Annotated in this window: 21 protein-coding genes; 14 read left to right on the top strand and 7 right to left on the bottom strand. The window is 62.7% G+C overall.

Annotated elements, in window-relative coordinates; genetic code table 11:
• The first annotated feature begins 79 nt into the window (after positions 1 to 79).
• A complete protein-coding gene (locus VFI82_06870) occupies positions 80 to 838 on the top strand; it encodes a metallophosphoesterase family protein (GenBank protein HET7184389.1) in 759 nt (252 codons plus the stop codon).
• 28 nt (positions 839 to 866) lie between these two features.
• Entirely contained in the window at positions 867 to 1,367 is a 501-nt protein-coding gene (locus tag VFI82_06865) for a ribonuclease HI family protein (protein HET7184388.1), read from the top strand.
• Positions 1,368 to 1,448: 81 nt separating this feature from the next.
• On the opposite strand, the gene VFI82_06860 is transcribed toward VFI82_06865, so the two are convergent.
• Positions 1,449 to 2,102, bottom strand: a complete 654-nt coding sequence (locus VFI82_06860) for a hypothetical protein (GenBank protein ID HET7184387.1) — start codon at positions 2,100 to 2,102, stop codon at positions 1,449 to 1,451.
• 145 nt (positions 2,103 to 2,247) lie between these two features.
• On the opposite strand from VFI82_06860, the gene VFI82_06855 reads away from it, so the two are divergent.
• From VFI82_06855 to clpB, 9 genes are all read left to right on the top strand, one after another.
• Positions 2,248 to 3,630 (top strand): 3-deoxy-D-manno-octulosonic acid transferase, encoded by a 1,383-nt coding sequence (locus tag VFI82_06855; protein ID HET7184386.1) that lies wholly within the window; start codon positions 2,248 to 2,250, stop codon positions 3,628 to 3,630.
• A complete protein-coding gene (lpxK, locus tag VFI82_06850; GenBank protein ID HET7184385.1) occupies positions 3,630 to 4,580 on the top strand; it encodes a tetraacyldisaccharide 4'-kinase in 951 nt (316 codons plus the stop codon). The genes VFI82_06855 and lpxK overlap by 1 nt, the downstream gene beginning before the upstream one ends.
• A 52-nt stretch (positions 4,581 to 4,632) precedes the next feature.
• Positions 4,633 to 5,655 carry a PfkB family carbohydrate kinase gene (locus tag VFI82_06845; protein ID HET7184384.1) on the top strand — a complete coding sequence of 341 codons (1,023 nt, stop codon included), beginning with the start codon at positions 4,633 to 4,635 and terminating at the stop codon, positions 5,653 to 5,655.
• A 49-nt stretch (positions 5,656 to 5,704) separates the two neighbouring features.
• Positions 5,705 to 6,196 carry an adenylyltransferase/cytidyltransferase family protein gene (locus tag VFI82_06840; GenBank protein HET7184383.1) on the top strand — a complete coding sequence of 164 codons (492 nt, stop codon included), beginning with the start codon at positions 5,705 to 5,707 and terminating at the stop codon, positions 6,194 to 6,196.
• On the top strand, positions 6,193 to 7,293 hold the full coding sequence (locus VFI82_06835) for a glycosyltransferase family 9 protein (GenBank protein ID HET7184382.1): 1,101 nt from the start codon (positions 6,193 to 6,195) through the stop codon (positions 7,291 to 7,293). Before VFI82_06840 ends, VFI82_06835 begins: the two co-directional genes overlap by 4 nt.
• Entirely contained in the window at positions 7,290 to 7,826 is a 537-nt protein-coding gene (locus VFI82_06830; protein HET7184381.1) for an isoprenylcysteine carboxylmethyltransferase family protein, read from the top strand. Before VFI82_06835 ends, VFI82_06830 begins: the two co-directional genes overlap by 4 nt.
• Before the next feature lie 12 nt (positions 7,827 to 7,838).
• The gene (locus VFI82_06825) at positions 7,839 to 8,630 is read left to right on the top strand and encodes a DUF3108 domain-containing protein (protein HET7184380.1); all 792 of its coding nucleotides are present in this window, start codon (positions 7,839 to 7,841) and stop codon (positions 8,628 to 8,630) included.
• 667 nt (positions 8,631 to 9,297) lie between these two features.
• On the top strand, positions 9,298 to 9,792 hold the full coding sequence (locus tag VFI82_06820; protein ID HET7184379.1) for an Hsp20/alpha crystallin family protein: 495 nt from the start codon (positions 9,298 to 9,300) through the stop codon (positions 9,790 to 9,792).
• Between the two features lie 154 nt (positions 9,793 to 9,946).
• Positions 9,947 to 12,580 carry an ATP-dependent chaperone ClpB gene (gene clpB, locus VFI82_06815; GenBank protein HET7184378.1) on the top strand — a complete coding sequence of 878 codons (2,634 nt, stop codon included), beginning with the start codon at positions 9,947 to 9,949 and terminating at the stop codon, positions 12,578 to 12,580.
• Between the two features lie 152 nt (positions 12,581 to 12,732).
• Here clpB and VFI82_06810 read toward each other — a convergent pair whose 3' ends face one another.
• Positions 12,733 to 13,218: a DinB family protein gene (locus VFI82_06810; GenBank protein ID HET7184377.1), complete on the bottom strand. Its 486-nt coding sequence runs from the start codon at positions 13,216 to 13,218 to the stop codon at positions 12,733 to 12,735.
• Positions 13,219 to 13,418: 200 nt separating this feature from the next.
• On the opposite strand from VFI82_06810, the gene VFI82_06805 reads away from it, so the two are divergent.
• Entirely contained in the window at positions 13,419 to 13,625 is a 207-nt protein-coding gene (locus VFI82_06805) for a DUF6496 domain-containing protein (protein HET7184376.1), read from the top strand.
• Positions 13,626 to 13,708: 83 nt separating this feature from the next.
• Here VFI82_06805 and VFI82_06800 read toward each other — a convergent pair whose 3' ends face one another.
• Positions 13,709 to 14,008 (bottom strand): zinc ribbon domain-containing protein, encoded by a 300-nt coding sequence (locus VFI82_06800; GenBank protein HET7184375.1) that lies wholly within the window; start codon positions 14,006 to 14,008, stop codon positions 13,709 to 13,711.
• A 107-nt stretch (positions 14,009 to 14,115) separates the two neighbouring features.
• On the opposite strand from VFI82_06800, the gene rsmI reads away from it, so the two are divergent.
• The gene (gene rsmI / locus VFI82_06795; GenBank protein HET7184374.1) at positions 14,116 to 14,997 is read left to right on the top strand and encodes a 16S rRNA (cytidine(1402)-2'-O)-methyltransferase; all 882 of its coding nucleotides are present in this window, start codon (positions 14,116 to 14,118) and stop codon (positions 14,995 to 14,997) included.
• A 124-nt stretch (positions 14,998 to 15,121) separates the two neighbouring features.
• Positions 15,122 to 16,918, top strand: coding sequence for an amidase (locus tag VFI82_06790; GenBank protein HET7184373.1), 1,797 nt, complete (start codon positions 15,122 to 15,124; stop codon positions 16,916 to 16,918).
• A 32-nt stretch (positions 16,919 to 16,950) separates the two neighbouring features.
• On the opposite strand, the gene VFI82_06785 is transcribed toward VFI82_06790, so the two are convergent.
• The 4 genes from VFI82_06785 to VFI82_06770 all read right to left on the bottom strand — a co-directional run bounded on the left by VFI82_06785 (position 16,951) and on the right by VFI82_06770 (position 20,401).
• Positions 16,951 to 17,682 carry a thymidylate kinase gene (locus VFI82_06785; protein ID HET7184372.1) on the bottom strand — a complete coding sequence of 244 codons (732 nt, stop codon included), beginning with the start codon at positions 17,680 to 17,682 and terminating at the stop codon, positions 16,951 to 16,953.
• Positions 17,683 to 17,757: 75 nt separating this feature from the next.
• Positions 17,758 to 18,249 carry a hypothetical protein gene (locus VFI82_06780; GenBank protein HET7184371.1) on the bottom strand — a complete coding sequence of 164 codons (492 nt, stop codon included), beginning with the start codon at positions 18,247 to 18,249 and terminating at the stop codon, positions 17,758 to 17,760.
• A 17-nt stretch (positions 18,250 to 18,266) separates the two neighbouring features.
• Complete coding sequence (locus VFI82_06775) at positions 18,267 to 19,088, bottom strand: hypothetical protein (protein ID HET7184370.1); 822 nt, start codon at positions 19,086 to 19,088, stop codon at positions 18,267 to 18,269.
• The gene (locus VFI82_06770) at positions 19,085 to 20,401 is read right to left on the bottom strand and encodes a hypothetical protein (protein HET7184369.1); all 1,317 of its coding nucleotides are present in this window, start codon (positions 20,399 to 20,401) and stop codon (positions 19,085 to 19,087) included. Before VFI82_06770 ends, VFI82_06775 begins: the two co-directional genes overlap by 4 nt.
• Positions 20,402 to 20,407 lie beyond the last annotated feature (6 nt).

Raw genomic sequence — 20,407 nt, 5'->3', positions numbered from 1 at the left:
CCTGAAATTCCGAGGTGCTCATGTACCGACTATCTGACTTCCGCGTTCTTCCTTTGTATAATCCCCATTCGCCCTGACCATGGCCCGGATTCTCCTCATAAGCGACATTCACGCCAACCTGGAAGCTCTCGATGCCTGCCTCGATGAGGCGCCCGAGCACGATCATGTCGTCAATCTTGGCGACATTGTCGGCTATGGCGCCAGTCCCAACGAGGTCGTCCAGCGCTCCCGCAAGCTGGGTAAGATCTTTGTTCGCGGCAACCACGACAAAGCATGCTCCGGCATCAGCAACATGGAAGATTTCAACCCCATCGCTGGCCTGGCCGTGATCTGGACAAGGACCATCCTCAGCAAGAGCAACCTGGAGTGGTTGCGTGAGCTGCCCGAAGGTCCCGCGCCGCTGGAAGGTTTCGACGGTATCCGCCTGGTGCACGGTTCACCTCGCGACGAAGACGAATACCTGCTCCTCATGTCGGACGCCATGGAGTCGCTCGAAGACTCCCAGCCTGCGATCACTTTTTTCGGGCATACTCACGTGCAGGGCGGTTTCTTTGCCGGTTCCGATGAGGCTGCCGCCATCCGCCCGGTTTACAAAGCGCATGGGGCGTCGGAAAAATTCGTCTTCAAGCTGCGGAAAAAAGTCCGCTACCTGATCAATCCCGGTTCCATCGGCCAGCCCCGCGACGGCGATTGGCGCGCCGCCTTTGCGCTCTTCGACAGCGAGACCTATTGCGTCACCTACTACCGCGTCAAGTACGACGTGCAGAAAGCACAGAAGCGCATCCTCGACGCCGACCTGCCGGAGCGTCTCGCCACCAGGCTGGCACAGGGACGGTAAGTGCATTGCGTAATTTGGTAATTCGGCCATGCCCTTCCGCCGCTATCCGCGTCGCGCCACCTCTGCCGGTCCTCAAGAACTCTTCGCGAGCCGGATCGAACATTTCCCCGAGGATCGCCTCGTCGCCTACATTGATGGCGGCGCGCGCGGTAATCCCGGGCCCGCCGGCTATGGCGTTGTAATCGAGGATGCTGCCGGGATCCATCTCGCCGGCCTCAGCAAATTTCTCGGCCACCAGACCAATAATTTTGCCGAGTACTCGGGCCTGCTTGCCGCCCTGGAGTACGCGCTGGCTCACGGCCCGAAGGCGCTGGAGGTGATCAGCGACTCCGAACTGATGGTCAAACAGATGAACGGCCAGTACAAGGTCCGCAATCCTGCGCTGCTGGACCTCTACAAGCGCGCAAAATCCCTCATCGCGCAACTTCCCTGGTTCAACATTCACCACGTGCTCCGTGCCAGGAACAAGGAAGCCGATGCGCTCGCCAACCGCGCCATGGATGAAGGAATGGGGAGAAGTCAGAAATAAAAAGTCAGTAGTAAAAGTCAGAACTAAGAACAGCATCCATCCGCCGCCGATCTGCAGTTCTGACTTCTTACTTCTTCGTTCTCACTTTCCGCTGAGGTATTTATCCAACGGAATATCGAAAAACAGCAGTTCGTTGCCTTTCCCGTCACGCAACCCGCTCACATATAAGTGCGCGCCAGCCAATGGTTGGCTGATGCCCGCCACGTCGAAGAACAGGAACCCTGCCTGCGTTCCATGCGGCTCCACTGCCTTGGCGCGGAATTGCGCATTCGTGATTTCGTCCGCTCCGCCCTTCGGCAGGCCGGTATCGGGATGACGCGGCAGCGGGATCGGCAGCGGATTCCGGCTGGGCTCGTCCCCGCGACGCCGGACCCGCGAAAATCGCCGGTAAAGGTCCTCGATGTCCGCCGGTTGCAGCTTGGCCCGGCTGCTGGTCACCAGCTTCACGTCCAGCCGGTTCATCGTGATCGGCTGGTCGCCGTCGTTGGTGATCACAAGGTAGATCGGCAAATAATCCTTTTCGCTATACGACAGCGTGAATACCTGGGCAGCTTTGTCGGGTTTGTCGTAAGGATCGGCGGCGATCGTCACCTTCTCGTCCGCATGCTCGTCGTGGGCCGGGTACGTCTTGGCCGCCAGCGGCCTCGGGGGCGTATATTCCTTGCTCGCGATCGCCATCGTGGCCGCCAGCACCACCGTGACCGCCAGCCAGAAACGATATTTTGACCAGTACATATTCGCGATTATCAAGCCTGCATCATCTCCACGGCAACTCCAACACCTCCGCCGGCTGTCAGTTGCGCCCCCACGCCGGCCCGGCTTTTCCGCTCGTACCTCGAAACTGCTTGAAACCTGAAACTGGAAACTGGACACTGAAGCTGTGTATCTCCTCTACAGCGCGCTGGCCGCCGTGGCGCTTCTGCTCTCTTCGCCCGTGTGGCTGCTGCGCGTGCTTCGCCATGGCAAATACCGCGCCGGGCTGGGGGAGCGCTTCGGCCGCGTTGCCCGCCGCCTCCGCCTGCCTCAACACCGTCCCACCATCTGGGTGCACGCGGTCTCCGTGGGTGAAGTGCTTGCCGTCAGCGGATTGATCTCCGAACTCCAGCAGCGCGTGCCATCGCACCGCATTGTCGTCTCCACCACGACGGCGACCGGGCAGAAGCTGGCGCGCGACCGTTTCGGGGACGCCAATGTTTTCTACTTCCCTATCGATTTCGCCCTCGCCATTCGGCCCTATCTGCGCGCTCTTCGTCCCCAGCTCGTCGTCCTTGCCGAGACCGAGTTCTGGCCCAACTTCCTTCACCTGGCACGACAATCAGGCGCGCGCATTGCGGTGGTCAACGCGCGCATCTCCGATCGTTCGTTTCCGCGTTACCGGCGACTGCGGTCGCTGGTGGCGCCGGTATTGGACAATGTCGATTTATTTTTGGCGCAAAGCCAAGAAGATCGCCGCCGCCTTATCGAAATCGGCGCCATCGTCGAGCGCGTGCAGGCGAGCGGCAATTTGAAATTCGATCTCAAGCCGCCGGCCGAATCGCCCCTTGTCGCGCAGCTGAAATCCGCTCTCGCCGAGGGTGCCCCGGATTTGCCCGGGGTTGGCAAATCTGGGTTTTTTCCGGGGCCAATCCTGGTCTGTGGCAGCACTGTGGAAGGAGAAGAAGAAACAATCCTGCGGGCTTTTGATGTAGTCCTCAAACGCCATCCATCCGCTTTGATGATTCTGGCGCCGCGTCATCCCGAACGGTTCGATGCTGTGGAACGCCTCATCTCGTCGCCGATTCCGGACGGCGAGCTCAGCAGGAGGTGGTGGCGCCGCTCGCAGTGGAAGGGTGGTGGGAGGCTCGCCGGGGGCGTGTTTTTGCTCGATTCGATTGGTGAATTATCTTCGACTTACGCGCTCGCTGATATCGCCTTTGTCGGCGGCAGCCTGGTGCCGAAGGGCGGACACAATATTCTGGAAGCCGCACAGCACGGCGCCGCCATCGTGGTCGGCCCCTACACAGAAAATTTTCGCGACGTGGTCCAGCTGTTTCGCGCCGGCGATGCCGTGGTCGTCAGCAGCGCTGCCCAACTCGCCTCCACCTTCTTGGATTTGCTTGCCGACGAATCCCTCCGCCGCGATCTGGCCAGGCGCGCGAGCGAAATCCTGCGCGCCAACTCCGGGGCCACCGCCCGCACCTCCGCCGCGCTGGAATCCTTGCTCGAGGCGCAAAGCGCGCCTGCCGCTACCGTCGCCAACGTCTCACCGCCGGTGGAAACCTGATGGCCACCATCCTCTCCGGCATCTTCGGCGGAGCTGTCCGCCTGCGCAACTCGCTCTACGATGCCGGTGCGCTTCCCGCCCGCCGCCTCGCCGGCCCTGTGGTCAGCGTCGGCAATCTCTCCGTCGGCGGTTCGGGCAAGACCCCGTTCGTCATCTTGCTCGGTGAACTTCTCAAGTCCCGCGGCATCCCCTTCGATGTCCTTTCGCGCGGATACCGTCGCCAGACCGGCGGCGTCACCCTCGTCGATCCCTCCGGGTTGCCGCGGGATTTCGGCGACGAGCCTCTCCTCATCGCCCGCCGCCTGCAATGCCCTGTCATCCTCGGCGAAGTCCGCTACCGCGCCGGCCGCCTCGCCGAAGAACGCTTTGGCCCGCGACTCCACCTGCTCGACGATGGTTTTCAGCATCGCCAGCTGGCGCGCGATTTCGATATCGTGCTGGTTACGCCCGATGACGCCCGCGATCGCCTGCTTCCCGCCGGACGCCTCCGTGAGTCTCTCGCCGCCTTGCGCCGCGCCGACGCCGTCGTGCTCGCCGGCGGTGCCGATCCCGCCGCATTCCCACTCGCCGCCAAAGTCGTGTGGCGCGTCCGCCGCAGCATCGTGACCGCCGATCTCCCATTGCATCCGCTTGCGTTTTGCGGCATTGCCCGCCCGCAGGGCTTTTTCGCGCAACTGCGCAAGGCCGGGGTTGATCCTGCCGCCGAGGTCGTCTTCCCCGATCATCACGCCTATACCGAAAAAGACCTCCGTGATCTTCAGTACGTCGCCGAGCAGAACCAGGCCGGCGGCTTTGTCACCACGGAAAAGGACGCCGTCAACCTCGCCGGCTATCTCGCCGCGCTGAAACCGCTGTCCGTCGTTCCCGTCAAAATGGAGTTGCAGGATGCGCCGCGCGCGCTGAATTTCATGCTCGACACGCTGAAACGCCGCGGAAAACCTCTCTCGTGAGAAAATGCCTCTTCGCCGCCCGGCCGCGAATCGGCATACGTTCCTGTAGAAATTGAAGCCCACGAAACATCCCGACCGGCTGCACAAGATCATCGAGGCGTTTCCGCGCCTCACCATCACCGTCATCGCCGACCTGGTCGCCGACGAATTCATCTACGGTGAAATCTCCCGCGTCTCGCGCGAGGCGCCGGTGCTCATCCTCAAGCGTCGCGACCGCACCGTTGTCCCCGGCGGCGGTGGCAACGCGGTTTACAATCTCGCCGCGCTGGGCGTCACCGTGCTCCCCGTCGGCGTTGTCGGCGACGACGAACCCGGCCGTCTTCTGTTTCGCGCTTTTCGACGGCAGCGCATCTCTACCTCCGGCATCCTGCGCCTGAAGGGCTATACCACGGTCACCAAGACGCGCATCCTCGCCGGCATGACCCACACCGCGCGCCAGCAGGTCGTGCGCGTCGATCGCGAGCCGGAAAGCGAACTCGGATTCATCCACCAGCAGGACCTGGTCGCTTCCGCGCGGCGTTTTCTCAGCGCCTCCGACGCGCTGCTCATTTCCGACTACGGGTACGGCGCCGCTACCCCGCAAATGCTCAAGGACCTTCGTTCCCGCGGTGTGCTGAAGGACATCCCGGTTACGCTCGACTCGCGCTATCGCCTGCTCGATTTCGCCGGCGTGACCTCTGCCACCCCCAACGAACCGGAGGTCGAGCAAGCCCTCGGCCTTCGCATCGGCAATGATTCTGCGCGCCTGCTCGCCGCCGGCAAGCGAATCCTGGAGCGCATGAAACTGGATTCCCTGATCATCACCCGTGGCCGTGACGGCATGGTGTGCTTCGCGCGCAAGCGCCCGCCGCTGGAAATTCCGATTCATGGCGGCGACCAGGTCGCCGACGTCACGGGCGCCGGTGACACCGTGGTCGCCGCCTACACCGCCGCGCTTGCTGCCGGGGCCGAGCCTGCCGAAGCCGCCCGCCTGGCCAATTTCGCCGGCGGCATCGTCGTCATGAAACGCGGCACCGCTACCGTCAGCCGGGAAGAACTGCTGAACGCTGTACAGAACGCTGCGGAACAGCAGTAACGCATTATGGTCGGACAGAAGCGTGCATTTGATTTTGATCTAGCCTTTCATGAACGCAGCCGATTCTAAGATCCTGACGCGTGATCAACTTCGCCGCCGGGTTGACGACTGGCGCCGGGCGGGCGAACGCATCATTCTCGCCAACGGCTGTTTCGACCTCCTGCACGTCGGGCACATCCGCTACCTGCGCGCCGCCAGGCAACTTGGCGGAAGGCTCATCGTCGCCGTCAATGCCGACGAATCCGCCCGCGGCCTCAAAGGCGCTGGACGTCCCCTTATGCCCGCCGTTGAGCGCGCTGAAATCCTTGCCGCGCTCGCTGACGTTGACGCCGTGGTCGTCTTCCCCGAGCCTGATGTCCGCGCTCTCGTCCGGGAAATTCGTCCCGACATTCATGCCAAGGGCACCGACTATACTGCCGACAATGTTCCCGAGCGCGACACCGTCATCGAGTGCGGCGGCCGCGTTGCCATTGTCGGAGACCCCAAGGATCACTCCGCCACCAGCTTCATCTCCCGCATCGCTGGCAAGGAGCCTTCGTGAGCCCAACCGAGGCCCCGGCGGAAATTTCGCGCTTGCTCATCGTGCGCCTCGGTTCCCTGGGAGACATCATTCACACTTTGCCCGCGGTCTGTTTTCTTCGCCGGATCTACCCGGCCGCGGTCTTCGGCTGGGCGGTCGAGCAGCGCTGGACCTCGCTACTCTCTTCCGAGTCTGCCATCGCTGCGCCACGTTCGCCCGAGAAACCGCTGGTTGACGTGGTTCACGTCGTCGACACGCTCGCCTGGCGCTCCGCTCTGCTGTCGGACGAAACCTGGCGCGGGGTCCGCGATTCCCTCGAGCAACTTCGCTCCCGGCGCTACGACGTCGCCATCGACTTTCAAGGCGCATGGAAGTCCGCCATCCTGGCACAGCTCTCCCGCGCGCCGCGACGCCTCGGCTTCGCCCAGCCGCGCGAAAAACCCGCGACCCTCTTCTACACTCACCAGGTCCCCGCCCGCGGCCGGCACGTTGTCGAGCGCAACTTATCCCTTGCCGAAGGATTGTCAGGCGCGCGGCCTCGATTCGTGGAAAAACAACCGTCCTTCCCTCTTCCGCTTGATCCCGCCGCCGAGCGCGCCGCGGACGAACAACTCCGCGCCCACGGCTTTCACAGCTTCGTATTGATAAATCCCGGCGCCGGCTGGGGCGCCAAGTGCTGGCCCGCGGACCGTTACGCCGAGGTCGCGCGCGCCCTCGCCCGCCATGGGCTTCGCGCCATCGTGAATCACGGCCCTGGAGAAGAACAGCTTGCCGGCGACGTCGCACGCGCCAGCGAAGGCGTTGCCATCGCCCTCTCCCCTCCGCTCCCCCAACTCGTTGCTCTCTGCCGCCGCGCGCGTTTGTGCATCGGCGGCGACACCGGACCAGTCCACCTCGCCTCCGCTTTCGGCGTTCCTGTCGTGGCTCTGTTCGGTCCCACCGATCCCGCGCGCACTGGCCCTTGCGGCAGCCCTTCCATCGTTCTGCGCTCCGACATCAGCCGCACCACCAGCTCGCACCACAAGGAACCGGAGGCAGGCCTACTCCAAATCTCAGCCGCCGAGGTCATCGCCGCGGCTCGCCATCTGCTGGCGCAACCCGCCGAGGTCCGCCGATGACCTGGTCTCAGATCGCGCGACGCATCCGCGTTCCTCTCGGCTTCGCCTTCGCCGTTCTTTACCTCTGGCTTGCCCGCCCCACCGCACTCTCGATCGCAATCGGCGCCACCATCGCGCTTGTCGGCGTCCTCATTCGCGCCGTCGCCTCCGGACACATCACCAAGAACTCCGAACTCACTACCTCCGGCCCATACGCCTACACCCGCAACCCGCTCTACCTCGGCTCCATCGTGATCGCCGTGGGCTTCGCGGTCGCCGCGCTCAGCCTGCTCATCGTCATCGTGCTGATCGCCTTCTTCGTCGCCGTCTACATCCCGGTCATCCTGTCCGAGGAGGATTTCCTGCGCTCCCGCTTCCCCGCATTCGACGCCTACGCGCGCGAGGTTCCGCGCCTGTGGCCTCGTTTCGGACTTCGCACTGCCACTTCGGGCTCGTTTTCCCGCGACCGCTATTTCCAGCACCGCGAGTACAATGCTTTAATCGGTACGGCGGTCATGATCGCTGCTCTGGTCGTCAAGCTGTTTCGGGGCTAACCCTTTTTGCTGATGAAACGTCTCCTGCATGCGGCCGGTCTCACATTCCTGTTCGCCATCCTGGTGGTCGCCCTATCTGGGCAGCAGCCCGCCAATATCGGCCCCATCGCCCAGATCCACCCCGCGCCCGACAACTATGTATTCCCGAACGGCCAGACCTACGTGTATCAGGCCGAGTGGCGCCTCTGGACTGCCGGCACAGCGCGCATCACCATGGATGAGGCCGGCGGCAATCAGCGTGTCAGCACCACCGCCGATTCCAGCGGCGTCGTCGCGCTGCTCTATCCGGTTCACGATCGTTTTCAGTCCACCTTCGATCGCCACACCTTCTGCTCGCAGGCGCTCAACAAGCACACTGAGGAGGGCTTCCGCGCCCGCGAGACACTCATCAACTTCAATTACTTCCGCCGCCGCAGCATCCTCGACGAAACCAACCTCAAGACTCACGAGCCCAAGCACGTTGAGCACGAAATTCCCGGCTGCGTTACCGATTTATTTTCCGGCTTCTTCTATCTCGCCTCGCTGCCGCTCGCGCCTGACGCCACCTATATCTTCCCGCTCAACGACGGCGGCGATACCGTGGACGTCCGCGCCCACGTGGAGGCCCGCGAGAGCGTCAAAACTCCTGCCGGAACCTTCGCCGCAATTCGTGTCTCTCCTGAAGCCGTCAGCGGCCCCATGAAGAATCGCGGCAAGGTCTGGATCTGGTATTCCGACGATGCCCGCCGCATCCCGGTTCAAATGCGCTCTCGCATGCTGTGGGGCACACTCACCTTCCGGCTTCTCCGCATCGAGAAGAAATAGGCCGGGTCGTCAGGGCATAGCTCCGAATTTATGTTTGCTTAAAGGAATCCCGCATGTCGAGGGTTCGCGATTTTAAGGACGCAAATCCTCAGCCCGAGCGTAGCGAGGCCGGCACAATTCCAGCCCACGGCGTCAGCCGTGGGTAGGGTGTCCAAACAAATCTCTCATCTTGAGCGAAGTCAGAACCAGTCCGAGCGAAGCGAGGCCGGCACAATTTCAGCCCACGGCGTCAGCCGTGGGTAGGGCGTCCAAACAAATCTCCCGAGCCCCTTCAGGGCCGACACGCCGTTCCGTGAGGGCGTCAGCCCGAGTCGCACTTAAATGTCATCCTGAGCGAGGGTGCGCACCGCCCGCACCGCAGCGCCTCTCCTTGACCAGATTTCCTCCACAGTTTTATTTCTTCCTCGGACACCCAACTTCGGCCCTTGGCATCTAGTCGTTTTAAGGCCTCCGAAACAAAAAACCTCCGCGACATCGTCTTTTTCGCTGGCTTTCTGCCGTTCTCCGAGGCCGATGTTTAGGCTAAGCGACTGAAAATAAATCGCAAGAAATACTTGACAGTAACACACTAAGATTTTATTATCTGCAACTGTCAAGTATTGATAAAGCCGCCAAGCCCTTGCGCTTGAGGCGAGTTAAACCACCAGAAATTGAGGAGGAGCTTGCTATGGCTATCACCCGTTGGGATCCGTTCCAGGAGCTGAATCTGATCACCAACCGCATGAACCGTCTTTTCCAGGACTCCTTCGGCCAGGGTCCGGCCGGCGAAGAAGGCCTGACCACGACCGCCTTCGTTCCCCCCGTAGACATTTACGAGGACGAGCACCACATCACCCTCAAGATCGAGGTTCCGGGCATCGACCAGAAGGATATCGACGTCCGTGTGGAGAACAACACCCTGACCGTGCGCGGCGAGCGCAAGTTCGAGACGGAGGAAAAAGAAGAAAACTTCCATCGTGTCGAGCGTCGCTATGGCAGTTTCTACCGTGCCTTCACCCTGCCGAACACGGTGGAATCGGATAGCGTGACCGCCGACTACGACAATGGCGTGCTCAAGATCAAGCTCGCCAAGAAGGCCGAAGCCAAGCCCAAGCAGATCAAGGTCAACGTCGGCCAGGGCTCGCACAAGACCATCGAGGCCGGCAAGGGCAAGGCAGCATAACGCTGTCCGACATGGGATGGAGCCGAAGCTACTACGAAAGGGGGAGACGGCGCGTCTCCCCTGAATTTTGTCATTGAACAACCCGGAATTGGAATCTTATTGGAGTATCGCCGCCCGGTTACTGGGTAACGGCTGGAAAACTGAGAGCTGACATATGGCAATTCGCTGGGACAAACTGACAGTCAAGGCGCAGGAAGCGGTTCAGCGCGCCATGGAAGTCGCCTCTGAGCGCGGCAATCCCGAACTGCTGCCCATGCACCTGCTGGTCGCCCTGCTGGAAGATCGCGAGGGCATCGTTGCGCCTGTGCTCGAAAAAGTCGGCGTAGGCCCGCAGGCCATCCTCACCCAGGCCAACCAGGTTCTCGAGGACCTGCCCCGCGTCTCCGGTGCCTCGGCTCAACCCGGCTTGGCCAACACTACGCAGCGCCTGCTCGACAAGTCCTTCAAAGAAGCCGACAACTTCAAGGACGAGTACGTTTCCACCGAACATCTCTTGCTGGCCATGACCGACCAGCGCGGCGAACCGGCGCATGACCTGCTTGCTCGTCATGGCGCCACCCACGATGCCGTGCTCAAGGCGCTGACCGCCGTGCGCGGCAACCAGCGTGTCACCGACCAGAATCCGGAAGCGAAATATCAGGCTCTGGAACGCTATGCCAAGGACCTCACCGAGCTTGCCCGCCGCGGCAAACTCGATCCCGTCATCGGCCGCGACGAGGAAATCCGCCGTGTCGTCCAGGTCCTCTCGCGTCGCACCAAGAACAACCCGGTTTTGATCGGCGAACCTGGCGTAGGGAAGACTGCCATTGTCGAAGGTCTGGCCCAGCGTATCGTCTCCGGCGACGTTCCTGAAATCCTGAAGAATAAGCGCGTCGTCGGCCTCGACCTCGGCGCCATGCTGGCCGGCGCCAAGTACCGTGGCGAGTTCGAAGACCGTCTCAAGGCTGTGCTCAAGGAAATCGAGGAATCGGAAGGGAAGATCATTCTCTTTATCGACGAGCTGCATACCTTGGTCGGCGCCGGCGCGGCCGAAGGCGCCATCGACGCCAGCAACATGCTCAAGCCTGCGCTGGCGCGGGGCGAGCTGCGTGCCATCGGCGCCACTACCCTGAACGAATACCGCAAGTACATCGAGAAGGACGCCGCGCTCGAGCGTCGCTTCCAGCCCGTCTTGGTCGGCGAGCCCACGGTCGAAGACACCATCGCCATCCTGCGCGGACTGAAGGAACGCTACGAGGTTCATCACGGCGTCCGCATCAAAGACTCCGCCATTGTCGCCGCCGCCACTCTCTCCCACCGCTACATCACCGATCGTTTCCTGCCGGACAAGGCCATCGACCTGATTGACGAAGCGGCTTCCTCGCTTCGTATCCAGATCGATTCCATGCCCACGGAAATCGACCAGCTGGAGCGCCGCGCCACCCAGCTCGAAATCGAACGCCAGGCTTTGAAGAGGGAAGAGGACCCCAACTCCCGCGAGCGCCTCGCCATCGTCGAAAAAGAGCTGGCCAACCTGCGCGAACAGTCCAATCGCCTGAAGGCCCTTTGGCAGCAGGAGAAGGCCGCCATCAACCGCATCCGCGAGCTCAAGGAAAAAATCGAACAGCTCAAGCTCGAGGAGCAGACTGCCACTCGCAAGGGCGACTACACCCGCGCCTCGCAAATCCACTACGGTGAGCTGCCGCAGGTCCAGGCCGAGCTCGACAAGCTCAACGCGCAGTCCGACGGCAAGTCCTCGCGCATGCTCAAGGAAGAAGTCGACGAGGAGGATGTCGCCCGCATCGTCAGCAAGTGGACCGGCATTCCGGTCAGCAAGATGCTGGAGGGCGAGGTCAAGAAGCTGGTGGACATGGAGAGCCGGCTGCGCCAGCGCGTTGTCGGCCAGGACCAGGCGCTGGAGCGCGTTGCCAACGCGATTCGCCGCTCCCGCGCCGGCCTCAGCGATCCTCGCCGCCCGATCGGCTCATTCATCTTTCTCGGGCCCACCGGCGTCGGCAAAACCGAGCTTGCCCGCGCGCTTGCCGAATTCTTGTTCGACGACGAGAAGAACATGGTGCGCATCGACATGTCGGAATACATGGAGCGCCACGCCGTCGCCCGCTTAATCGGCGCGCCTCCAGGCTACGTTGGCTACGAAGAGGGCGGCCAGCTCACCGAAGCCATTCGTCGCCGCCCCTACGCGGTCATCTTGTTCGACGAAATCGAAAAAGCGCATCCCGACGTCTTTAACGTCCTGCTGCAGATCATGGACGACGGGCGTCTCACCGACGGCAAGGGCCGCGTGGTCGACTTCCGCAACACCATCATCATCATGACCTCGAACCTCGGCGCCTCCTACCTCACGCCCGAGAACCTGGCCACGCCCGCGGCCTTTGAGCGCGCCCGCCAGCAGGTCATGCAGGTGGTGCAGGCCAGCTTCAAGCCCGAGTTCCTGAACCGCGTGGACGACATCATCATCTTCAACCCGCTCGGCAAGGAACAATTGACGCGCATCGTCGAGCTGCAACTGGAATCGCTGCGCCGCCTGTTGGCGGAGCGCAAGATTTCCATCGAGCTCACCGACTCGGCCAAGGAATTGGTCTTCAACGAAGGTTACGACGTGCAGTACGGCGCGCGTCCGCTGAAACGCGCCATCCAGCGTCTTATCCAGGACCCGCTGGCGTTGAAGATCCTCGACGGGGAAGTGCTGCACGGCGACCACGTCATTGTGGACGCCGACCTCACCCGCCGGCAGATGACCTTCAAGGTCTCGCACCGGGTCGGCGAGCCGGCGCCCGCTCGCAAATAGATCGTGTGGCACCGCGTTGTAGAACCGGCGTTGTGGCACAGGCGCACTCGCGTGTGCGTGAAGCCCATAGGCGCCGGCCCTTTGCCGAAGCTTCATAAGCCCCGGCCCCAAACACCGCGGACGCCCTCGTCCCCGGCCCGCCGTGTCACTACTCACAACTCAGAACTCACAACTGCACTCAGCTTTCCCTTGCGTACCGCCTCGATGAAATCCGTGTACGCTGGTTCGCCGGCGCGATCGCGCACCGCCGCTGCGATCTGTCCGCGGTGATAGGTGCCGTGCATCACGACGTGCATCAGGATGTCGCGTACCGCATTGCTGTACTTCTCGCCCTTGGAATTCGTATAGGCAATCTTGCGGTCCAGGTCGCCATCCGCAAGTCCCGCCAGGTAAAGCTCCCACCCCTGCCGCAGCTCGACTAATTGCCGCTCGCAATCGTCGAGCCCGAATTCCGGCCACACCGGGGTTTTCTGCGTCCCCTGCTGCAATCGCGCCATCCACAGCAGTTCCGCGGCCACGATGTGCGCCATGATCTTCCGGGCTCGCTCCGGCGGATGTTCCATCTCCTGCAGCGAGTGCAGCGTTTCATGATTTGCCCAGTCGTCGTACTGAAACATTTCACGCAGATAGCCCAACATGTCTCGCGCTCCCATCAGTCACAGATGCTCGAGAGTAGCGTCGTGATGAAGATTTGGTCCAACCGGACGCACCCGCGGCGATGCTGCTCGCCACGGCGCCGCGCAACCCATCCCATGTCCGCAAGCTTCCTATTGAAAGGACACTTATACCAAACGGCGCTCCCGGCAGGAGCGCAGAACCAAACCAAGGGAGGATAGCAATGCCATCGAGGAAGAAGAGCTCCGGCCGCAAGTACGGCAAGAAAGCGCAGCAGGAAGTCCGTACCGAAATGCATCACATGCGCAGCGGCAAGCATAAGGTCAAGAACCGCAAGCAGGCCATCGCGATTGGCCTGTCCAAGGCGCGGCAGAAAGGCGCCAAGGTGCCGTCGCGCTCGAAGTCTCGTTCGCACAAGAAAGCTGCGTAGACCGGAAGGTTCTTGAGGCAGAAATTTGAACGCAAAACAAGAAGGCGCGGACTCGATCCGCGCCTTTTACCAAAAACCGGAATTCATTTCTTATCCGTCGAACTCTTCGTCTCGCTCTTGCTTTCCGCCTTCTTCTCGCTTTTGGTCTCCGGCTTGGACTCCGACTTTTTCTCGCTCTTGCCGCCGCCATCGCCGGCGGAACCCCTCCGCGCGTAATCGGTCACGTACCAGCCGGTACCCTTGAATTGCACCGCCGGAGCGGAAAGCAGTTGCGCAACCTTGCCGCCGCACTCGGGGCATTTCGCCGGCGGCGGGTCGGAAAGGCGCTGCAGTTTCTCAAAGCGGAAATGACACTTCTGGCATTCGTACTCGTAAAGCGGCACCCGTCGATTGTAGATTCGCCCGCAAAGTAGCGTCAATTGGCCTACGGCCCTTCTCGTCTGGGTCCTGCCCGGCAAGCCTTGCCAACAACTGCTAGACTTTCCCACGCATGGCAAGCGCGGAACAACGAAGCGATGCGCCGCTGGCCCCGGGCCGGGCGCTGTACGTGGTCGGCACGCCCATCGGCAATCTCGAGGACATCACCCTGCGCGCTCTGCGCACCCTGCGCCTGGCCGACCTGATTGCCTGCGAGGACACGCGCCAGACGCAAAAATTGCTGCACCACTACGGCATCGAGACGCCGACCATCAGCTACCACGAGCACAACGAGATGACGCGCGCCGCCGAGCTCATCCGCAAGCTCGAAGACGGCGCTCGCGTGGCACTCGTGACCGATGCCGGTATGCCGGCGGTTTCCGATCCCGGCTTTCGGCTGATCTCGCTGGCCATCCGGCACGACATTCCCGTGGTCCCGATTCCGGGAGCGTCCGCGTTTCTGGCGTCGCTGGTGGCCAGCGGTTTGGCGACCGATTCGTTCCGCTTCAGCGGTTTTCTGCCGGCCAAGCGTGGCGAGCGCCGCACCCTGCTGGAAACCATCCGCAACTCGCCGCGCACGCAGATTTTTTACGAAGCGCCGCACCGCGTGCTGGACGCGATGGAAGACGTGGTGGCGGTGCTGGGCGGATCGCGTCACGTTGTGATCGCGCGCGAGGTCACCAAGCTGCACGAGGAATTCTTGCGCGGCCGCGCCGACGAAGTGCTGGATCGTTTGCGGGAACGCCCGCCCAGAGGCGAGATCACGCTGCTGGTCGGAAGAATGGAGGAGGCGCAGGAAGCGGAGGCGCAAGTGACGCCGGAGAGCGTCCGCGACCGGGTGCGCGAGTTAATTTCGTCGGAACAATTGGACGAAAAGGCGGCGCTGAAGAAAGTCGCGCGCGAGCTGGGAATTTCCAAAAGTGAGGCCTACAGGGAGCTGCAGCGGGCGAAGTAAGCGGTTGCGGTCTCGGAATAGCGCTTCGCTGCCTCTGGCGAAGCGGCGCAGGATCTGACCTGGAAACGAATCGGGCTGTTCACCCACAATCCAACGGCCGAAGTTTTTGCGGCGGAGAAAACGCATGTCGAAATCGCGTCGTCAGTTCCTGGTTCAGGCGGGTTTGACTTCCTTAGCGGCAATGATCGCCTCGGGCGTTGAGGCGCAGCAGAGCAAAGAACCGCCCCCAGGTGCGCCGCCGGCATTCGGCACCGCCGCGCCGGTCGGGCCGGAGGTCTCGCCGGCAACGATGGCAGAGGCCGAGAAACTGGTGCGCGTGGAGATGACCGCCGCCGAGCGCGCACAGGCGGCGGAGAACTGGCGCAGCGCCATGGCGCCCGTCTATGAGCGCCGCGCCGGACCTCGCAAAGTAGAGATCGAACCTAACGTTGCGCCTTATTCTTTATGGAACCCCATCCTGCCGGGGCAGAAAGCAGCGCCGCAACAAGATCGCTTCAACTGGAGCAAGCCGGATCCGGGACCGCTGCCCTCACGCGACGAGGACATCGCCTTCGCGCCCCTCACCCACCTGTCGCGGTGGATTGAGACTCGTCAGCTCAAGTCCGAGCGCCTGACCCACATCTACCTGGATCGCCTGAAGCGCTTTGATCCCAAGCTGCGCTGCGTGATCACGCTCACGGAATCTCTCGCGCTGCAGCAGGCGCGTCATGCCGACCAGGAAATCGCCGCCGGAAAATATCGCGGACCACTGCACGGCATCCCCTGGGGCGGCAAGGACCTGCTCGACACCGCCGGTATTCCGACCACCTATGGGGCAGAGCCTTTCCGGGACCGTATCCCGATCGAAGATGCCGCGGTGGTGCGCCGGCTGCACCAGGCGGGCGCGGTACTGGTCGCGAAGTTGAGCTTGGGCGCGCTCGCGCTGAACGATATCTGGTTCGGCGGCCAGACCATGAACCCGTGGCTGTTGGAGGAAGGAGCGTCGGGCTCCAGCGCTGGGCCGGGTGCGGCGACCTCGGCCGGGCTGGTCGGCTTTGCCATCGGCAGCGAGACTGGCGGCAGCATCGTTGCGCCGGCGATGCGCTGCGGCATCACCGGATTGCGTCCCACCTATGGTCGGGTACCGCGCACGGGAGCCATGACGCTGTGCTGGTCGCTCGACAAGCTCGGCCCCATGACCCGCCATGTCGAAGACGCGATCTTGATCCTGCGCACCATCTCCGGGCCCGATCCCGGCGACCTCAACTGCGTACCCAGCCGGCTTGACTACGATGCCGGCGTCCCCGTGAGCGGGCTGCGCGTCGGCTACTTCCCGGCATGGATGAAAGAGGCTCCGGCCACTGACGTCGATCGCGCCGCGCTGGCAATGGTAAAGACGGCCGGGATGGTCCCGGTGGAGGTTTCCATCCCGGACTGGCCGTATGACTCGCTGTTCGTGATCCTGTTCGCCGAAGCGGCGGCGTCATTCGAAGAGATTACCCTCAATCAGAAACTGGACCAGCTCCGGGTTCAGGTGCCCGACGCCTGGCCCAACACCTTCCGCCAATCGCGTTTCCTCTCGGCCGTGGATTTCGTGCAGTGCGACCGTCTGCGGCGCAAGGTCGCCAAGGAGATGGCGCGAGTTTTTTCACAGGTGGACTTGCTGCTGGTCCCCTCGCTGCGCGACGAGATGCTGACCATCACCAACTTCACCGGGCATCCGTCGCTCACCCTGCGCGCGGGATTTGTCGAGGTCTCAGAGGCGCGCAGCGATTGGGCGCCGGATCCAAAGCATCCGCTGCCCAAATTTTCTCCGCCGCGTCGCGTCCCCCATGGCGTGACCTTGATCGGGCGGTTGTTTGACGAGGGCACGCTATGCCGCGCTGGCTTGGAACTGGAGCGCCATTTCAAAGTAGCCGACGAACGTCCGCCCGGCTTTTAACCAGGCAGGGCAGCCAAACACTCCACCGACCCCTAGCTCGCCATGGGCATATGTGAATCGCGCGCCGGCGTGTCCTGGGGTCGGCTGAGGCTGGCGCCGCGCCTTCTTTCCCACGCCTCCACGAATGCCTGCTCGATCGCAGCGGTCGCTTGCGGAATCGAGGACGGCGGCACCACCGTCATCCCCACCATGGCGGCCAGGCGTTGATAGCTGTCGCGACAGGCGCGCAGAAACTCCAGCGGATATTCCGGCTTGCGTTCGCGCGCGGCTTCAGGATTGGCGTCGAGGACGTAAGCCACATCCGGCCTGGGCGCAAGCGCCGCAACCACGCGGATAAACGCACGCGTGAGCAGGTTGGAAAGTGGCAGGTTGGCAAGCTCGTCGTGGATGTAGCGGTCCATGATGATGACGTCGGGACAGCTTTCATTCTTTTCAGCGCGCCTCACAACCCGGCGAAGATGGATGGCGTCGAGCAGATAAAGACCATGTCGCGCCAGGTTGACGTGCCAGCCGCGGACGTTTTTGTCGCGGCGGTGGACCGGTTTGCCGGGCGCGCCGATGCCGCGCTCGCTCTTGAATACCTTGTGCACGAATCCTTCGCGGTAGCGCGAGAGCACCACCACGTCGTCCCAGAAGGCGAGCAGGCAGGTGCGCAGGCCGCGAGCTTCCAGGAAGCCGCGCAGGGCGCCGATTTGCGTGCTCTTGCCGGCGCCGTCCATGCCGGAAAAACTCACCAGAAAAGCTGTGCGATGCGACCGGTCCATGATCGTCCTTGGTCGTTAGTCATTGGCCGACGTCGCTCGAGTGCGCGAACGACCATTGACCAACGACCATCGACACTACCGTCCAGAGCCCGGAGGCGTGCTCGGGGTGCCGCGGCTCAGTGCGTAGACCGTGCCGATCGCGACGCCACCAGCTGCTACCAATCCCAGTTTCAGCAGGAACGAACGCACCTGGCGCTGCTTGGCGGGAGCAATCGCGGAACCCGCCGGTTTCGAGGCCGCACCGCCGGCGGTGACGCCCTTCTGTGCGGCGGCAGCGCCCACCGGATTCTGATCCTTCTGTTGCCCGTTTTGCTGCGCTGTCTGCTGTGCGTCCTGCGGCAGCGCGGGCGTTCCCACCGCCTGGGACGACGGCGCTTCCGGCAATTGCGCCGACGCCGTAGGCTGGGCGGAGTCCGTCTGCTCGCCGGTGGGCGGAGTTTGTTGTACCGCCGCGGGCGCGCTCTGATCCTGCGCCGATTGCGCCATCATCATCTGTGGCCCGCCGAGCAGCACGAACAGCAGCAGCACGGCCATTGCGGGGACTAGCTTCGAGTGTTTCGACTTCATCGGGGAACTCCTTTAATTCAGAACTTTGGGCTTACCAGTCGGACATCGCACTCCGCCGAGCGTGTAGCGGCGGGCTTTGAACGTGTAGTTGCGGGCTCTATTCCGCCGAAGCCCACTGTTGCCGCTGCTACACGAGCAATGTCGGCTTCCTTGTTGCCGGCGTGACGCAGGCGGTTCGCGACATAACGCAGCATGTTGGGAACGGTCGGATTGCCGTACCAGCAGCAGCGCGCCATTTCGGGCGAAGCGCCGAAATAGACGCGAAATTGTCCACGGAGACGGGCGGGCGAAACCAGCAGCGCCGCCGTCAGGCGATGATTGCCTTCCAGGATCGTGATCGGACTGCGATCGTCAATCCCGATCAGGAGCACCGCGCTGCTGTCCTCGCGGTTGCGCATCCGCTCGCTGAAGCCGCGAATGGCGTCCACCTTGGCGCCAACATCGGAAATCTCGACCCCGCCATGCGCCGTCCCGCCGACAATGCGCACGCCGTGAAAGTCGCGAGTGTGGATCTGCTCCACCACATGACGCAGAAGGCAATTGCCGCCGCCGATTTTGCGCCAGTGAGTGCGGGCCAAAACGCACAGGCGGTCCAGATCGGAGTCTTCCAGTTCCACCTGGCACCAACCGGTGTCGCGCGGAAGCTGGTTCCACATGTGGCCGCGACGACGGTAAAACAAGGCGCGCCGCAGGGCGTTTTGCCCTTCGTCGGAAACATCGGGATCTTCCACCAGGCGGGCATACAAAGCTCGATCGCGGTCGAAATCATGGTGATGGAATTCATTGCGCAGAAATTCCAGGATCACCTCGGCTTCCGTGACCGCGCGCAGCCGTTTCACGCCGCCTCCTGCAGCACACTGTGCAGGCGCGCGTGTCTCGCCAGCAGGGCGAGCGCGACCACCGCGAGCAAGGCCGTCATGATGACGAGCTGCACCAGCACAACTTGTGTGAGGGTGGAGTGGAACAGGAAGATGCCGGCCACGATGGCGAGCGCCGCCGCCATCTGCACCCAGGCCGTGTTCGCAATGCGGCGCGACATCTCGTAGGTTATAAGCACGACGCTCAGCGAGTACACGCCGGCCATGGCAGCGCACAGCGGAAGAATGCCGTCCATGCCTGAACCCGCAAACGAAGCACCGAATACGCTACGCAGCACCAGGTGCGGGAAGGCGGTGAATAGCGCGACAAACCCGCCCGAAATGGTGACCACCAGGGCAATCGGGACGGCGAGAATTGACTTGGAGCGCTCCCCGGGTTTGGCGCCGGCAGAGATCGGGAACATGGCGCTGACCACCATCCAGGAGGCGAAATAAACCAGGCGCCCCACCAGTGCGCGGGTCGCATACAGGCCTGCGATTTCTGCGGAAAAGAAATGCTTCACCAGCACGATGTCGCAGTTGCTGATGATGACCTGCCCGACGAAAAAGACGATCGCCTGCACCGCTTCACCCGCTGAGGCGGGCAGCTGGAGCGAGGTGTGCGTGTTCAGCTCCGCCGGAACCGGCAGGAAGTAGGCGCAAATCACCGAGAGCGAAATGGCGATAATTGCACCCAGCGCGCCCACTCCGAATTCGACCAGCAATACGGCGGCGATGAACTTCAGCAGGGCTTCGGTAATGTAGCTGCCGGCCAGCCGCCGGAACGAGCACATGCCCTGCATGCCGCCGCGGCGCGCGCCCACCGGAACGTAGAAAGCAAATCCCACGGCAAGGACAATGATCATCCACGGCGATGGCAGATTCAGATAGCGCGCTATGGGAGCGGCGGCGATGGCCAGCAGCGCCCCAAGTGCGAGCCCAATCCTCCAGGAACGCCGCAGCAGTGTCTGGTAAACGGCTGCCTTCGTTTCCACCGCGTCATTGCGCGCCACCAGCTTGGCGCAGACCAGTTGGAAGGAGAGGGTGATCGCGGAAACCAACATCAGCAGGGTGATGGCCAGCGCGGCGTGACCGAATTCCGCCGGCCCAAGCAGCCGGGCGACCGCGACGTTATAGGCAAAGTTCAGGATGCTCACCAGCGCCGAGCCGACCAGCATAATCAGGCTTCCGTCGAGCAGGCGCGACTGGGTGCTTCGCTGGGAACGGAAAATGGCGACCTTCTCCCTCCAGCTCTGGTTTGACGTGGAGGTCGCCATGGTTCCGGATGCGCTCATTGGATT

The sequence above is a fragment of the Terriglobales bacterium genome (genome assembly GCA_035691485.1).
Lineage (GTDB): Bacteria > Acidobacteriota > Terriglobia > Terriglobales > Acidobacteriaceae > JAIQGF01.
This window is presented reverse-complemented; position numbering and strand designations above follow the sequence as displayed.

Excerpts from the sequence above, each read along its gene's own strand:
- VFI82_06780 (HET7184371.1), bottom strand. The coding sequence starts at position 18,249 with ATGAAGTCGAAACACTCGAAGCTAGTCCCCGCAATGGCCGTGCTGCTG.
- VFI82_06785 (HET7184372.1), bottom strand. The coding sequence starts at position 17,682 with ATGGACCGGTCGCATCGCACAGCTTTTCTGGTGAGTTTTTCCGGCATG.
- VFI82_06870 (HET7184389.1), top strand. The coding sequence starts at position 80 with ATGGCCCGGATTCTCCTCATAAGCGACATTCACGCCAACCTGGAAGCT.
- lpxK (HET7184385.1), top strand. The coding sequence starts at position 3,630 with ATGGCCACCATCCTCTCCGGCATCTTCGGCGGAGCTGTCCGCCTGCGC.
- rsmI (HET7184374.1), top strand. The coding sequence starts at position 14,116 with ATGGCAAGCGCGGAACAACGAAGCGATGCGCCGCTGGCCCCGGGCCGG.
- VFI82_06865 (HET7184388.1), top strand. The coding sequence starts at position 867 with ATGCCCTTCCGCCGCTATCCGCGTCGCGCCACCTCTGCCGGTCCTCAA.
- VFI82_06805 (HET7184376.1), top strand. The coding sequence starts at position 13,419 with ATGCCATCGAGGAAGAAGAGCTCCGGCCGCAAGTACGGCAAGAAAGCG.
- VFI82_06825 (HET7184380.1), top strand. The coding sequence starts at position 7,839 with ATGAAACGTCTCCTGCATGCGGCCGGTCTCACATTCCTGTTCGCCATC.
- VFI82_06860 (HET7184387.1), bottom strand. The coding sequence starts at position 2,102 with ATGTACTGGTCAAAATATCGTTTCTGGCTGGCGGTCACGGTGGTGCTG.
- VFI82_06840 (HET7184383.1), top strand. The coding sequence starts at position 5,705 with ATGAACGCAGCCGATTCTAAGATCCTGACGCGTGATCAACTTCGCCGC.
- VFI82_06830 (HET7184381.1), top strand. The coding sequence starts at position 7,290 with ATGACCTGGTCTCAGATCGCGCGACGCATCCGCGTTCCTCTCGGCTTC.
- VFI82_06770 (HET7184369.1), bottom strand. The coding sequence starts at position 20,401 with ATGAGCGCATCCGGAACCATGGCGACCTCCACGTCAAACCAGAGCTGG.
- clpB (HET7184378.1), top strand. The coding sequence starts at position 9,947 with ATGGCAATTCGCTGGGACAAACTGACAGTCAAGGCGCAGGAAGCGGTT.
- VFI82_06820 (HET7184379.1), top strand. The coding sequence starts at position 9,298 with ATGGCTATCACCCGTTGGGATCCGTTCCAGGAGCTGAATCTGATCACC.
- VFI82_06790 (HET7184373.1), top strand. The coding sequence starts at position 15,122 with ATGTCGAAATCGCGTCGTCAGTTCCTGGTTCAGGCGGGTTTGACTTCC.
- VFI82_06810 (HET7184377.1), bottom strand. The coding sequence starts at position 13,218 with ATGTTGGGCTATCTGCGTGAAATGTTTCAGTACGACGACTGGGCAAAT.